This is a genomic window from Yersinia kristensenii (assembly GCF_900460525.1).
In the GTDB taxonomy this organism is placed as follows: domain Bacteria; phylum Pseudomonadota; class Gammaproteobacteria; order Enterobacterales; family Enterobacteriaceae; genus Yersinia; species Yersinia kristensenii.
Map to the genome: position 1 here is coordinate 3046407 of NZ_UHIY01000001.1, position 16597 is coordinate 3063003.

A 16597-nucleotide genomic window follows, 5' to 3' on the forward strand; every position below is an offset into this window, starting at 1 on the left:
GAACGAGGCGAATAATAGCGGGGGTGGTGGCGTTTGTCAAAGTAGAAAAACATTAAAAATGCGCGTTTGCTGAGAGAATGAGCTTATTGGCTTGTTTTTCAGCAAACTTGTGCATTTTCTAGTCTTGCTATTTGATTTTCATTCAAATTTATTGGGCTGTATTACGGTGTCACTTTGACTAACTGACTGTTTTTTACTTGGTTACCCGCATCATCAAAATAAATAGAGTCCAAGGTGAGTTCACCGTTGAGTGATGTAGGCGGGTGCTCAAATTGATATTGTCGCTGGGCGAAAGGCGTCATCATCATGTTCATCTCCTGCGCGATGGTATAACTTTGTTGGCGATCTTTTAGCTGAATCTGACCGAAAGAAACGTGATATGGCGTGGGATTATGGGCAATGAGAACATATATTTGGTTTTGTTTTTGTAGGGTAAAACTAACCTTTTTCATCGCTTCATCTGGTTTAGGTGTTAATCCATTAGGGCGATAGAAAATCTTCATCTGCGTGTTCATTGCCATCGCCACTTGAGCATAAGCCTCAGTATTACGGCTTGATTTGGGTGGGATTTCATACAAATTAAGCCAATACACTGATTCCCGATCCGTGGGCAGGTTGTCACCTTTATTAATGATGCGCAGCCCTTGTGCAGCACCCGGCTGCATTTTAAATACTGCGGGTAGCACCATAAAGGGCGCTTTGGCTTGGTCTGGCGTGCTATCCACATCCCCATCATCCACCCAGGTTTGCACCACGACGGGGTAATCATTGGTATTCGCCAGCATCAACGTGCGTTCGCGTGACTCTGGCTGATAAATTATTCGGGTTGAGGCTGCAACGAGGCCAGCGATAGACGGTTGATTAACACTGAATATCAGTAAAAATAGACAAAGATATCTCATTGTATTTTCACCAAAACATAGGCTGTGGCATCGATTTTACCGGCGGTAGGGGTGCCGTTAGGCAGTTTTTTTAATGTGGCGGTAAAGTGATGTAGATAATTGTTGAACCCCGCGGCATGACTGCCATTGGCACTGGCCCCGGTGAGAATCGGGTACCAACCGGCACTGGTCGTGGCGGCACAATTGCTGATACACCCACCCCAGCCAACAAAATTCATGGCATTTCCGCTACTGTCACTGAGGCTGATCCCAACGCCCGTGGCAATACGGCTATCAGTGCCATAATGGTCGGAAAGTAAGTAGCTGACACCGCCAGCAGAATTGACCAACCCCAACCCTTGCGCTATCAGATACCCCGGTAATGATGTTTGGATGCCAAGCGCCGTCTGTCCACGATTAATACCCGATTCAGTGCCGGATTGGCATTCGATATCGACCGTGATTTCTGCGCTACGTGTTTGATTATCTTTGAGTTCATTGACAGTAATAATGGGGAAAACCACATAGGGTGTAACATTGCGCACTACACAGGTATTTTTACGTGTCAGGATAGAAACCGGTGAGGTATTCATACCAAATGCCATATAGCGACCCGTTCCCCAAGTCTGATAATTAGTCGCTGAATCATACCCGGTTTCTGGCACGGGCATGCCGGGGCCTTTGAACACCACATAACCATTGGGTTGATTGCAAGTGTAGCTACCGGAATAGTTATCTGCCGCAGGTCCAGGGCACCCCCAGCTGGAAGGGCCTGGAGTGCGATCCACCGATCCCACTTTTTTCAACTCGGCACGGATTTGGCTGAAATGTTTACCCTTAATCTGAATTTTATTGCCGACCACATCGTATTTTTTTAGCGGGACTTGCTGCCAGATTCGGTTGAACTCGATGCCACTATCGACGTGAGTCAGTTTTAATGCGGTATAAGGGAAAAAGGTCTGAAAATAGTTGTCACCCATATTGGTGTAGCCACCGACATTGCTATCGCCATTAGTGGCAAATACTTCAAATAAACTGTCTTTATCGGCCACATCACACTCATAGATAACGGCTTCAGGGTCTGACCAGAAGCGGGCAGGTACCAGGCTGATGATGCTGGAAGCCAGAATTGAATCAACGGGTTGAATGTAGTTGCTAGTTATATTGATGCTGCCGAGTTGCAATGAAGCGCCGTAATTATCGCCGCCGATATTCGCGCCTTTCCAGACACATTGGGCATAACCGGGCACCGCGAAACTCAATAAAACGAGTGATAAAAATAATCGCAAGCTATGGGAAAAAAGGGACTTACTTCGGTAGAGATTAGTGCGGTAGCGTGTCATAGGATTCATACTGTTTCTCTGATTCAATGCTGGGCAACGACACACAAGGCATCGAGTTTATACAGCTGTTTATCGTTATTCGGCGTGCCTAAATCGTAATCTAACTGGCAACTTTCATTGGCGGCATCCCCCCAGACCAATAGGAGCGTTCCACTGGCATGTTCAGCACGTAAATACGCCTGACTGGCTTGGCCGACCATCCCGATCTCCAGATTTGGGGAGGTATCGCCATTCTTGTTATCAGTGGTGCCGCCAGTGCTGTAAACCACCGCGCCCATAGGCACCTGGCTACCATCAGATAATCTGACCGTCACTAAGAGGGGATATCCGCTGAGAGTGCGGAACTTAACTTTCACCGCTGAACCCGCGTAAGGAGCAATTTGCCGCTCGCCGTCCTGAAGTTCAGTATTGAAATCCATCCCATCGGGATCGAGGGTGATGGTATTGTAGCGATACGGTGTCAAGGTTGGGACCAAGGCATAACCGAAGTGGTCAATTTTCGCCCCTTGTCCATACATCACTTTGGCCCCACTGGCACCTTTAGCCTCTATCAGCGCAAAGGTATCACTCAGATACGGCCCCAACGTGACTCCGCCGCTGTGGAATGCCACCGCACCACGCGCACTGGCGGAACCTTGCCAATAACCAGGGCTGCGCGATGCACTACTGCTCAGGCTGGTACTCGGCAAACGTTTTTGTAAACTGCCACTAAAGGTGTTTTCTTTGGTCTGCTCACTGCGCGCGAAGTCCATGCTGTAACTGGAGGACTGATCGTCACCCATCACACCGGCGAGGGAGGTTTGATAACTCGCACCGCTGACCCGGCTGTTGACCGCTCCGGCGGAGATATAAGGTGCTTGCGGGCTGCCTCCTAATGGGAATGAAATGGACATTTGTACCACGGTTTCATTGGTCGCGAGGAGATTAGCTCCATTAGCTGCAGGCATACCGCTGCCGGGGTCGACAAAGTAAGTTTCATTGTTGCCTCCACCGGTTTTTTGCTGGGAAACCGCAAGGTTAACGCTGGTATTGCGCCATAGGGTATTGGCATAACCCAATTGCAGTTGGGTATCCCGCTTGCGCGAATTACGGTAATCCTGCGAAGAGGCGGTTAAATACAGCGAACCGTAATTATTGAGATTCTGGTTAAGGGATATCTCAGCCCGGCTGCGCTGTTGGTAAGTCCCTGAACTCCATACTTTGCCATGGCTAGCTGCCCGTATGCCCAATACATCACTTAAATCACGATAACCTTCAGTGGAATAGCGGTAGCCCGCTACGGATAATGTGGTGTTGGTCGCTTCAAAGGTACGGCTGAAAGAAGCACGCGCCATCCAGCCATTCTGTTTTGTACTGTTGGATGAATCACTATTATCGGGTGAATTGGCATTACCGGGGAGGCTGGCATGTGAATAGGTCGCATCCAGCCCTAAAGCCCCAATATAGTGAGTGAAAACGCCTCCTAGCATAACGGCCTGATATCCGGAAGCGATGCGCACCCCAGTATTGGCCGTAATGGCGTTACTGACCCCCCGTTGGTAAGTCAGTTCACTGAATACTTCATGGCTACCCATATCACGAACCTGGCCGGTTGCGAAGTTGTAGCGGGAATATCCGGGGCGTAATGATTCAGGTACAGAGGAGAATGGCACTTGGAAGGTGCTGATACTGCCATCGGCTTCCTGAATCTCAACGGTCAGGTCACCACCAAAATTGGTGGCAGATAAATCATTGAATTCAAATGGGCCGGGTGAAACGGTACTTTGGTAAATCGACCGATTGTTTTGATATACCGTGACTTTGGCATTGGTTCGGGCAATCCCCCGGACAACAGGAGCATAGCCCCGTTGGGACTCAGGCAACATGCGGTCATCGGTGCTTAGAGCCACACCGCTAAACCCCAGACTGGAGAAAAACTGGCCAGAGCTGAATGTCTCACCCAATGTTATTTCACTGCCAATGCTGGGCAGGGCGCGTTGGCTGTACAACCGGTTAGATGTCCAGTCTGCCCCACGAGTCGCGTCGTAGCGCAAAGAACCTTGTTGACGAAAACGCCACATCCCTGCATTGATACCATTGTTCAAACTCAAATAACTTGAATTGGTGCTGCGTTTAATTCCCTCTTTGTTATAGCTCACATGATATTGGTTTAAGTTGTAATTACTGAAACCAATGGTTTCTCCTGCCGTAAGATTACGGGGGTCAACATAGCCACGCGGGACATGCTTAACAAACAGTTGCGGGACCGATAAATCAAAACGCAATTTGGCATAATCGAAATGATAGTCACTGGCAGGCAGGAGAGTTTTAAAATCCAGGCAGTTATCTTCCAACTTGGCGTTTTCTAGCGCATTTTCGTTAACGCCCGCTTGTAGCAACTGTGACACTGATAAACAGGGAACAACAGCGTCACCTTTGGTGATAAACATCAGCTCGATACGATCAACAAATTTGCTGTTCATATAGATATCAACCTGGTATTTGCCTGCTTCATAACTGTCTTTTTTATTAAAACGAGAGATGGAGCCCAAGCCGAGAGATGAGCCGCGCAATAGCGCATCTTCAAATACATATTCGTCTTGCTTGCTCTCATCTGCTGCTGACACGGAATGACTGACCAACAGACTCTGTGTGAGCAAATAGGGTAGCCAAGGGGCAAACCTCACGGATTATCTCTGTCGTCAGACACGTTCAGGGTCATCATCACAACAGCATTACAAATGGTAATCGTAGGGAATGTTGGTGCCATAATCATTAACCATGTTCAGCGTTAACAATTCGCCTTTTTTGGCTTTAACCCCAGCAGGGAAAGCCAGATCAGTGGTTGAGTTAGGGGCAAACATTTCGCTGGTAGCAAATGAAATAGTTTTCCCACCACTCACCAGTTTGGCATCACGCAGGCTGATATAATAAGCCGTAGGATTATGTATCTTGATTTTGTCACCGTTAGCACTCTCCAGGCTGACACGGATCTTTTCACCTAAAGTGTCGACATTTTCCTTTAATGCTGCTGGGCGATAAAAGACTTTCAGCCGGTTATTAACGATCAAAACAAGTTTGTTCTCAGATTGCGTGTCTTCTTTTTTTAAGGCGGGAATTTGTAAGAAATTCAGATAGAAAATCGATTCGCGATCTTTAGGTAAATTATGCTCGATATATGACAAACGGACTACTTGTCCACTTTGGGCTTCCATACGGAATATTTGTGGTGTTAATGCGAAAGGGACATCACTTTTTGATGGCGAAGACTGATTATTTCCGTCATCCATCCATAATTGGACTAAATTGGGGTGGTTATCCTTATTACTAAGCTGTAACACTTTCTCCCGTGTGCCTTCAGGATAAATGATTCGTGTCCCTGTCATGACAACACTGGCTTGCGTCCATAAGGGTACGCCGCTAAGCAGCAACAACGAGCAGGCGATAATTTTTTGGGCAATCAGTGTCATAATGCTTACTTATCCTTGTTTTTTCTGGTTTTTATCGGCTCCGTTACCGGTTGGCCAACATATTCATAAAACAGTTTGTATTTCATGAATAGTCAGGGGTAGGTGATCGCATATTGGGCTGAAGCAATAACGCTCCCTGCTGTCGCACGACCTTCTTCCGTAATATATTGTGCAGCTAAATCCTGTGATGCAGATGTCGCACCCGTGGCCAGCGTAATTCCAGGTACTGAAACGCTGCCTCCAGACATACGGATTGGTGCGCCATTAGTATCAAGCAATTGAATAGCGACGTTTTTTGCTGTCCCAACATTGCCCAAATTACCTGCAGGTGTGACATTCATCCCTTGAAAAACGGAGCTGATTTTGGTGTCTTGTATGGCGATATTGCAGCCGGTAAGGTTGATAGTGAAATTAGTTTTACCGGCGATTGAATTAACTTGATTCAAATTACTGGTCGAGACGGTTGGTAACAGAACAACGGGGGTGTTGGCTGTGCCATTGATATCAACCATACAAGTTTGCTCGGCAACCTCTCCCTGAAACTTGATGGTGTTATTTGAGGTCGCTGCTAACGCTATGCCCGGTAGGGTAAGTAGCGCTAACGCTATTAGTGTTTTTCCCATGTGATTCCCACTTAAATTTATGATTTATCTCCCCATCATTCTTCAAGCTGCGTGCATGTTGACGGCAACTCAAATTATTTAGGGTATATATTTTTGTAAACGGAGATCTTTATCGTTCAACAAAATAAGCGATTATTAAGTTGAAGATGACCCTCCTATATATGTATTCACTATCCGATTTTGGGGCCGGTGGTAGTGTAAGGGGAAAGTCAGGGCGGCAGAATGAGAGGCGTCCTTGTTTTATATATGAAATTTCCCACAAAACGTGTAGGAACTTATCCATTTCAAATGAGGCTGAATGATAATTTACATTTATTACAATGAGTTATGACTGGTTGTTATACAAGGCTGTATTTTCGTCATTAAATATAAATAATCAGAAATTAAAAAAGCCCGTCAAAATGTCTGACGAGCTTTCAGGGATAACATCATTTTAATTTCTATTTTATGGTGACGTGCTATCTATTTCAGAGTATGAAGCAATCAATTTTACCAATAATTGGTTCGTCTCAGCCAATAGAGCCAGATAGTCAATACCATGAGTCAGAACAGCATTTCTGTCTTGTTCGTGCAGTAAGGATTCGAATTTAATACAACTATCTACCAGCGTCTGAGCATCAATTAATTGTACGCCGCCTTTAATCCGATGGACCAGACTCGCCATTTCTTTATAAATATCAGCAGAAGTTGTGTCGTCATCATCATTAGAGAGGCGCGTATACAGCTGTGCCAGTACCGCTGTATCGTGCACATTACTTTCCAGTAAAAATTGTAATAATTGCAATTCCACTTCGGCATTGCCTCCCGATAGGGATTTTAGCTTATTCTGCGCTGCCACTAGAGTCGGTAGTGGTTGAGTAACAATTAGAGATTCGGTCTCACCTGAGATTATCTCTTCCTGGCTGCGATTCTGTGCTGTGACCTCATTAACCCCTGGCGTATCCACATAACTGCCAATAATCTCCTGACGCAGCAGAGTGGTGCGCAGTGTATCGATGGTCACAGGTTTAACCATGCAGTCATTCATCCCTGCATCATTGCAACGGGCGGCACTTTCTTCCCGAGCATCTGCGGTACAACCGATGATGACCATATCTTTCATCGTCGCACTATTACGGATATGGGTGGCCAGTTCGTAGCCATTCATCAGCGGCATATTGTAATCAGTGATGACGGCATCAAAACTATAATGCTGTAATATCTGCCAAGCTTCAGCGCCATTTTCGGCAGTCATGACTTGCTCGATACCGATAAAGGCTAATTGCTGCTGAAGCAACTGGCGGTTAGCGGGCAAATCATCCACCACCAGAATACGCAAGTTTTTTAACTGATTCAGTTGCGTTTCATCTACGTCGACAATGATTGAATCCGGTGGCAAATCACTGGTTGTGGCAATTTCCAGCGGTAATGTAATAAACAGACTGGTGCCTTTGCCCAGCTGACTTTCTAATGTTATTTCCCCACCCATTTTGTGAATCAATTGATGACAGATCCACAGTCCCAGACCGGAACCACCGAAACGTGGTGATGTGCCTTCATTGGCTTGGCTGAATGGCTGGAATAGTGTGGCCTGTGCCGCAGGAGAAATGCCAATACCGGTATCCGTAATATCGATATTCATTATGCCATGCTTCTCGTCAATAGATTCCCAGGTGATATCCACTGACACGCCACCCTGCTCGGTAAACTTCAGGGCATTCCCTAATAGATTGCCCATCACCTGGCGAACCCGCAGCATGTCAACCATCACCAAATCAGGGATATGGTCGTCCAGCCAGCCAGAGAATCTCAGATTGCGTTCATCGGCGATAGGTTGATAAATCGTGAACATCCGCTCTATTTCCTGACGGAAATCCACCACAGCAGGGTGAACACTCAGTTGCCCGGCTTCTATTTTAGCGGAGTCGATGATGTCATCCAGCAATAGCATCAGCGATTGAGCCGACTTGGATACTGTTACCAGCGTGTTTTTATCCACCGGCTGGTCACTGCGTATTTCCAGCTCCAATAACCCCATAATGGCGTACATTGGTGTGCGCAGTTCATGGCTAATGGTCGCCAGGAATGTACTCTTGGTGCGGTTAGCACTTTCAGCTTCGACACGGGCTGCTTCAAGTTCGCGCTCAACAGTTTTGCGTTGGCTGATATCCAGCCAGCCGCCTAGCAGACTGCGCTCCGCATTATCCAGAGGAATAATCCACAGGAAGATATCACGCAACTCATTGTTGATCTCAAGAGATAAATCCACCATTTGGGGCTGTCTGTCTCGTAAGACATAACGACAATACTTATCTATCTCGCGATCAAGTGGGCTGGTCATTGGCCATTGGGCTTGCTCAGTCTTCTGATTGAGCATGTCGTTCAGCTTATCTTGATGCGCAGCGGCAAAGTGGTTGTTATAAACCGCTAATTCGCCTTTTTTGGTGCGAATAAAAACAGCGAATGGCAGGGCATTAATGATGGACTCTTGTTGCCGCAAACGAGCCTGTAACAACTTGGCCTGACGGCGTTTATTGAACACCAGATAACAAAGATATAGACCAAAGATCAGCAGCAGACCGGAGCTTATTTTTAGCGCCAACATTAGCCACTCATTTTCCAATGAGCGCTCATCAAAGGTCGTTGGTTTGGGTTTGAATGTACTCCATTCACTGATCAGATTGTCTAACTCTTCCGGAGGAATTGACTCAATGACTTTATCAATGATGGCTTTTAATTCAGGTAATTGCGGGCTGATAGCAAATGCCATCATCAAGGGTTCTTCTCCGGTGACGGCAACCGTTTTAATGTTGGGTGTGAAATTCTGTGCTGACAGGTAGTTGGCGGTCATCATATTTTTGATAATCGCATCGACTTTCCCTTGTTGTAACCACCGCACCAATGTCATGGTATCAGGTGCGTCTACAAAGGTAATTTTTTGGGCCAAAAGAGTATTGCTAATAATTCCACCGGAAGTACTGCCCGCCTGTATGCCAACCCGTTTCCCCGCTAAATCTGCGACGTTGTTGATATCCGTGCGGTCTTCTCGCGTCAAAATGCCCCATAAGGATTGGGCGACAGGCAAGGAGTAAAGGTTGTTGCCGTATTGACCATTGCGGACTGCCACGATGGGCAGCATATCTATCTTCCCGGCAATAAAATCACGCATCGATTCACCGGTATCTTTGGTGTAAACCGGTTTAAATTTAATCCCGGTTCGGCGTGAAATAATATCAATGAGATCGACAGAAAAACCGGCCATTTCGCCGGTTTGGCGATCACGAAAAATCAGCGGAGCCAGATCCAATGGAGCCACATATGTCACCACTGGATGATCTTGAATCCAGGTAACTTCTTGTTCTGTAAGCAGTAATTTTGCATCAATATTGTAATGATGCTTACTGCCAAACCAACGCTGTTGAATATCACCTGTGGCTCGGCTGGGCAGTAATTCCAAAATCTGATTAATGTAATCGATCAGTTTTTGGTTTTTTTCCAACGCCAGGAAGGTGTAAGGGGCAGGGTGATAAGGGGCAAAATTACGAATTTGCAGTGTCAGCAGTTGTAATTGGTCAATCAAATAGTTGGCTGATGTGGCATTGGCGACAAACACATCGGCATTACCATAGGCAACCGCCAGTAATCCTTGTAATTGATTCGGATAGGCGACGATTTTATCGGCATGATAATTAAATAAAAACTCCGGTGAGAGGGGCTCATTATTCACGATGGCCACGGTTTCCGGATGGGTGCGTTTGGTGGGGTCCCAATTTTTGCTGCGAACTTCCACATGCCGGTTAGTAAAGAAGGCATGGGAAGCAATGAGCCCTGGCTGAGCGGGCATCGGGGTGCCGGCCATTAAATCAACCTGGCCATTTTCTAATGCATTCAATACCAAGCCATAATCACAATAACCAATCATCTGAAAAGAGAGTTGGCTGGCATCACTGATTATTTTCAGATAATCCGCAACAATACCTTCAATGGCAGTATCATCGCGATTCACGACAAAGGGTGTATTCGCATCAATAACCACGCCCACTTTTACAGTGCGCCGGCTTGATTGACGCGCATCAGTGGACGGGGGAAGCAGTAAGTCTTCACTGTAACTGTTCGCGATACTGTGTATTGTCAATGGTTGACCAGTATCACATCCCTGACGACTCGCTATTGGGGCTGCATAAAGTTGCCCACTAAGTAATAGCAAACAGCACAGTAAAATGCGTAAACGGAAGCAACGATATAAAGATAACGCTGTACGCAGTAAATTAGATTTGGCTGAGCTATACCAAATTATGGGTATGTGCATAATCTGCCAGTTCAATTACAGAACTTAGTCCTAATTTAGTTAGGATACGTGTTTTATAGGTACTGACAGTCTTGTTACTGATAAACATCTCATCGGCAATCTGTTTATTAGAGAGACCATTGACCAGGTACCGTAAAACATTAATCTCGCGCTCTGACAACAAGCGAGCCCGATTGACAGGATCATGGCTTGAAGGTTGCCCAGCTAATTGGGTCAAGGTTTCAGATGGGAAGAAAGAATACCCACGTAATACGTTTTGTGCAGCAAAAAGGATTTCACTAATATCTTTATTTTTACTAATGAAACCATTCGCACCAGCTTGCAATGCTCGCACAGCAAAAACCTGCTCATTCTTAGCTGACAGAAATAATGACTTACCGGTAAAACCCCGTTGCTGCAGTTTTTTTAGCAACGAGAAACCATCAAAGTTCGGCAGTTCAATATCAATAATAACCAGATCAACAGGATTATTTTTTAATGTTTCCAAAGCTTCACTGCCATCAACTGATTCGTAAATAGTTGAAAATTCATTGCTTTGCGACAGTAACGCACGAATGGCGACACGAATTGCTGGGTGGTCATCAACTATCATCACTGATTTTGTCATGTTATCTCCGTAAACCGTTGTATCTTGGGATTCGCAGAGTTAATTCACTGCTGCTCGTTCGCATCGATCGACTTTAAATGATTACCCAAGATGAGATAAACAAGAACTGCTATTGCCGATGCTCAAACTATTATTATACCCGTCATACTACAAACTGTATGTGCATTGGCGACCTTTAATCACCCGAATCACTGACTCATCAGAGAATTCTCGCTTGCCGCTTTCCTGCCACACGAATTATTTAGCGTATAGGTAAGGTACTATTTCGGTGATTTTAATCTCTAATTATAGATTATCAAGAAAAGATTCTTACTCATGTAGAAGTTGCTTAACCAAATTCATCCCATCAGCATTATTATGCTTAGTGAATTGATTATAAAAGAGTTAGGATTTTTTTTATTGAAATGCGAATCAACCATTCAAAAAGAGAGAAGAAATAGTCAAATAATCATTTTAACTGTAAATGTATCCGATTTTTCAGCGCTGCACATAGGAAACTTCTATGATATGTCGTATGAACTATTCCAGTATAAATATCAGATAGATAGCAAATAATTTTATAATGGATTCATCAGTGATGGGGGAGTGAAAAATTTATAATGATGCTTTAAGAATCCCACTATGATGATCAATGGGAAGAGCAAAAAGCCCGCTTAGTTTCCTAAGCGGGCCTCTCTAATTTGGCTCCTCTGACTGGACTCGAACCAGTGACATACGGATTAACAGTCCGCCGTTCTACCGACTGAACTACAGAGGAATCGTGTGAACGGGGCGAATAATAGCGAGGTATGAGGAACATGTCAAAGGGGAAACAGTAAATTTGGATTGTTTGCTTACAGTTTGTGCAACTTGTTGAGATTTTTAGCTTTTAGCTCAATGTTTACCCACAAAAAACGATTTGATAACCGGTAAAATGGCGGGTAGTGGTGCTATCGCACTGCCCGCCAGGGTATTTATTCTGGAGCATCCGTTAAGACGAACATGCCATACGGATGAATTTGCAGATAATAGCTGTCGCCGGGGGCCGGTTGTAATTGCGTGGCATTCACTTGCAATAATAATGATTGGCCTTGCCAATCCACCAGAACTTCATATTGTGGCCCCATATAAGCCACTTTATTGATCGTGCAGCGCTGACTTGAGTCACCTTGTTGGCTCAAGGTAATGGCTTCAGGCCTTACTCCCACTGTAGTTTGCTGATATCCATCAGCAAATCCTTGTGGGCGAGGAATGTGATAACCAAAAATTTCGACACTATCACTGTTGATCCGTGCTGGGAAGACGTTGGCATCCCCCATAAAACTGGCCATAAAGTGAGAGGCTGGGTGGCGGTATAATTCCTGCGGCGCGCCAATTTGCATGATTTTGCCTTTATTCATGACCAATACGGTATCAGAAACGGCAAAAGCCTCGCTTTGGTCGTGCGTAACATACAGCGAAGTAATATTGAACTGCTGCTGTAATTCACGAATTTTATCGCGCATGCTGCGGCGTAGGTTGGCATCCAGGTTACTGAGCGGTTCATCAAACAGCAGCACTTTGGGCTTCAGGATAAGCGCCCTTGCCAGTGCGACACGTTGTTGTTGCCCCCCCGATATTTGATCAACAAAACGGTCAGCAAACCCGTCTAAATCAACCAGTGCCAGCGCTTCTTTCACTCGTTCGCGAATTTCATCTTTCGGGCGACCTAACATTTTTAGGCCATAGCCAATGTTTTCGCCGAGCGACATATGCGGAAACAGGGCATAGGACTGAAATACCATACAAATATCGCGCTGCTGGATTGATCTGTCAGTGACATCTTCACCATCGATAAAAATTTGCCCGCCAGTGGGTTTTTCCAACCCAGCAACCAAGCGTAACACGGTGGTTTTGCCACAACCGGACGGCCCCAATAGTGTGACCATTTCGCCTTTTGGAATAGCCAGATTTAAATCATCGATAACGGTATTGGTGCCGAAACGCTTGCTGACATGTTTGAGTTCGACAAAATGTTTCTTATCAGATCCCTGTTTCTTATCAGATTCATAGTTTTCGTTAGTCATCATATTAAGCCTTATCAGTGCGCCGTTATTCAGCATTACTGGCTTTCGAGCGGGCAATACGCGCTTCGCCAACCAGATAATCAAACAGGAAGATGATGGCGAGCATCACCACAATCAGAATTGAGCCATAGGCAATTGCGATGCCATATTCACCATCTTCCACCCGGTTAAGGATGTAGGAGGTGGCGACTCGCGTATCCGGTGTCACCAGGAAAACAATGGCACTGACGGTAGTCATCGCCCGCACAAAGCTATAAATCAGCGCCGATAAAATTGCCGGACGCAGCAATGGCAGCAAAATATAAATCACGGTACGCAGCGAACCCGCTCGTAAGCTGAGCGAGGCCTCATCCAGCGATTTGTCCAGTTGCCCAAGACCCGCAATCCCGGCACGTATCCCGACGGGCACATTTCGCATCACCATGGAGATAATGACGATGGCAGCAGTGCCAGTCAGATATACCGGCGCACTGTTAAAGGCCAGAATATAGGAAACCCCAGCAACAGTGCCCGGTACGGCGAAACATAGCATCGTGCTGAATTCGATAGTTTTTTTGCCACGGAATTGCTGGCGCACCACGATATAGGCAATGAGCAGACCCAGAGCAGCGGTGATAGGGGCGGCGATACCCGCATAGAGCAGCGTATCGAGCAGCGAAGGCCATGCGCCATCACTGAATCCTTGCCCAAATAGCTGGTTAAAGTTATTCAGTGTCAGGGTATAATCAACCCCCCAGTTGACGGTAAAACTGCCGTAGAAAATGCTGCCATACAGCAACACGTTAAACGCAATCCACACATACAACATGGCGGTTGTGCCCCACACCAGAGAGACCGGTAATGGCTGAACATCACCACGCGAAGATTTACCGGAGATGGTGACGTAGGAGCGCTTGCCTATCCACATATACTGGATACAGAAGATAAACAGCGAGAACATCAGCAGAATGACACCCAGGGTCGAGGCCGCCGGATAATCAAGTTGTGCGCCGGTAATATAGAAGTAGATTTGCGTGGCGAGCACGTCAAAGTTCCCCCCCAATACCAGCGGGTTACTGAAATCCGCCAGTGATTGTACGATGACTATCAAGAATGAGTTGGCCAATGCCGGTTTTAACAGCGGCAGAAACACTTGCCGAAAAGTCTGCCAGCGGCTGGCGCGCAAGGTATAGGAGGCTTCTTCCAGTGACGGGTGAATCGTTTTAATTGCGCCGTCGAGGATCATAAATGACATCGGCGTAAAGGCTAAAACTTGCGCCAACCAAATACCGGTAAAACCATAGAGCCAGTTAGTATTGGTCAGCCCGAACCAAGTGACCATTAACTCGGTCACGTAACCGGAACGGCCCATCATCAAGGTGACACCCAACCCAACCACGAATGGCGGAGTGACAATTGGCAGAATTGAGAAGATTCGCCCCAGCAATGCTGAGCGTTTAGCAATTCTCGTGGTGTATATGGCTAACACCATGCCAAAGAAGGTGCAGCCAATCCCCACCGCCACCGACAACACAAATGAGTTCCAGATTACTTGCAGGATATGCGCTTGCCCGAGGATGGCCATAAATTGCCATGGCGCAAAAGCCCCGCTTTCATCGGTAAACACCGGAATGAAGATAGCGATACTAGGAAACAGAATAAAGACGCTGATTAGCGCGATAATGGTGACCAGCGATCCGAGGACAAAACGATCGCCTCCCAGCCATTCAAGGCGAGCTAGCGCTAACGTAATGACAGCGCCCAAGGCGATGAACAACCCGATAGTCGCGAAACCCAGCCCGCGCTCGACCCAGGCTGAGGTGATCACCACGAATAAGGCGCAAAATAGGGCGTAGCCGGCATCAAATAGGTGGCGAGCACGATGTTCGCGCCCTTGGGGCGAAAGCGGCCGGAAAAGCAGCACTAATGGCAAGGCAAACCATACAGTACTGATATTTAAGCTTGACCAGCCATAGGCGGCCAGTAGCTCAGAACGGCTGGCATCAAGTAGGCCATAATCCAAACTGAACGCAGGTAGTAAGGCAAAAGCAGCCACGGAGAAAGCCAACCAATAGAAAATGGTATCCCGTGTCTGCGGGAGCCGCAGAACATGTGAGTGAGTCATGGTGTTCCCCAGATCTAACCTTCATCCTTGGCGCTACAGCAGTGTTCACTGCAACGCCAAGGACTTGGTTATAGAAAAAGCGCTAAGTTATTTTATGGTTCGCTTATTTTGTCGGCTGCTATTTGCCCATCTTGACGTCATTGACCCACTTGGTGATCAACTTCTTACGCATTTCGGTGGCACCGTAAGTGTCCATGTCGTAATTAATCAATTTCAAGTCATCGAGCTTGAGTGAGTTAGGGGAGGTCGCTGCGGTGGTGTTGGTCAGAATTTGGTAAGACTGGCCTTTCTGCCATGCCAACTCTTGCGCGTCTTTTGACAATACCCAGTCAACGAATAACTTGGCGTTATCCAGGTTCCGTGCGCCTTTCAGAATACTGACGCCGCCAATTTCATAGCCAGAACCTTCGCAAGGTGAAATCAGTTTCAGCGGTGCGCCTTTTTCTTTTTCCAGTGAGTAATCATGTAAGAAGCCAATGCCGATGGTGGTTTCACCACGTGCGGCATTACGGGCGGGGGCGATGCCAGATTTAGTGTATTGCGACACGTTGGCATTGAGTTTTTTCAGGTAATCGAATGCGGCATCTTCACCCCACAATTGTGAGAAAGTGGCCAGTGCGGTGTAGGCGGTGCCAGAGCTTTGCGGATCGGCAATCTGGATTTCACCTTTGTAAATTGGGTTGGTCAGGTCTTTCCAGCACTTCGGCTCTGGCAGGCCTTTTTCTTTCAGGCGGTCGGTATTCACCCCCAATCCTAAGATGCCGATATATACCGCAGAGGAATAGTTACCTTTGCGTTTGGCCGGATCGCGGAATTGCGGCATGATTTGCGCCAGATTAGGAGAGGCGTAGGGATAGAGTAAATCCATTTCACCGGCCTGAGACTGCGGATCCAGAGTACCGCCATACCAGACATCAGCCTGTGGGTTCTTTTTCTCTGCATCGACTTTAGCCAGTGTGCTGCCGGAGCCATTGCGAATAAAGCTGGTTTTGACATCGTATTTTTCGCCGAACGCTTTGGCTTCTTCTTCACACATCGCATTGGTGGCACTGCAATAAATCACCAAACGGCCTTCCGCTTTGGCGACAGTGGTAAAGGCGCTCAGTGCGAGGCCCGCGGCGACGAATGCTGAGAGAGGTAAGAGTTTCATAACATTATCCTTTTTATATTCTTATGCGCCCGTTGCCGGGGGCAATCAGAGTTGTAGTTATAAAGATGACCGTTGTAGGGTATAACTCACTTTGTTTAACGTACTTT

The 16597-nt window shown here is 46.6% G+C and carries 10 protein-coding genes and 1 tRNA gene; all 11 read right to left on the reverse strand.

The features are described from left to right. Positions 1–161: 161 nt before the first annotated feature. Positions 162–902, reverse strand: a complete 741-nt coding sequence (locus tag DX162_RS13905; protein WP_032819065.1) for a fimbrial biogenesis chaperone — start codon at positions 900–902, stop codon at positions 162–164. Then, the gene (locus DX162_RS13910) at positions 899–2233 is read right to left on the reverse strand and encodes a fimbrial protein (protein WP_032819067.1); all 1335 of its coding nucleotides are present in this window, start codon (positions 2231–2233) and stop codon (positions 899–901) included. Before DX162_RS13910 ends, DX162_RS13905 begins: the two co-directional genes overlap by 4 nt. Positions 2234–2247: 14 nt before the next feature. Further along, positions 2248–4890 (reverse strand): fimbria/pilus outer membrane usher protein, encoded by a 2643-nt coding sequence (locus DX162_RS13915; RefSeq protein WP_032819068.1) that lies wholly within the window; start codon positions 4888–4890, stop codon positions 2248–2250. Positions 4891–4938: 48 nt separating this feature from the next. Continuing rightward, positions 4939–5673 carry a fimbrial biogenesis chaperone gene (locus tag DX162_RS13920; protein WP_004388880.1) on the reverse strand — a complete coding sequence of 245 codons (735 nt, stop codon included), beginning with the start codon at positions 5671–5673 and terminating at the stop codon, positions 4939–4941. 92 nt (positions 5674–5765) lie between these two features. Next, positions 5766–6296: a fimbrial protein gene (locus DX162_RS13925; RefSeq protein ID WP_004388881.1), complete on the reverse strand. Its 531-nt coding sequence runs from the start codon at positions 6294–6296 to the stop codon at positions 5766–5768. Between the two features lie 445 nt (positions 6297–6741). Further along, positions 6742–10584, reverse strand: coding sequence for an ATP-binding protein (locus tag DX162_RS13930; RefSeq protein ID WP_098081222.1), 3843 nt, complete (start codon positions 10582–10584; stop codon positions 6742–6744). Next, positions 10559–11191 (reverse strand): response regulator transcription factor, encoded by a 633-nt coding sequence (locus DX162_RS13935; protein WP_004391176.1) that lies wholly within the window; start codon positions 11189–11191, stop codon positions 10559–10561. The genes DX162_RS13930 and DX162_RS13935 overlap by 26 nt, the downstream gene beginning before the upstream one ends. 681 nt (positions 11192–11872) lie before the next feature. Continuing rightward, a tRNA-Asn gene (locus DX162_RS13940) sits at positions 11873–11948 on the reverse strand. A gap of 196 nt (positions 11949–12144) precedes the next feature. Beyond that, positions 12145–13236, reverse strand: coding sequence for a ferric ABC transporter ATP-binding protein (gene fbpC / locus DX162_RS13945; RefSeq protein WP_098081225.1), 1092 nt, complete (start codon positions 13234–13236; stop codon positions 12145–12147). A gap of 25 nt (positions 13237–13261) precedes the next feature. Continuing rightward, positions 13262–15340 (reverse strand): ABC transporter permease, encoded by a 2079-nt coding sequence (locus DX162_RS13950; protein ID WP_032820091.1) that lies wholly within the window; start codon positions 15338–15340, stop codon positions 13262–13264. A gap of 118 nt (positions 15341–15458) precedes the next feature. Then, entirely contained in the window at positions 15459–16490 is a 1032-nt protein-coding gene (locus DX162_RS13955; RefSeq protein ID WP_004391180.1) for an ABC transporter substrate-binding protein, read from the reverse strand. Positions 16491–16597: the final 107 nt, after the last annotated feature.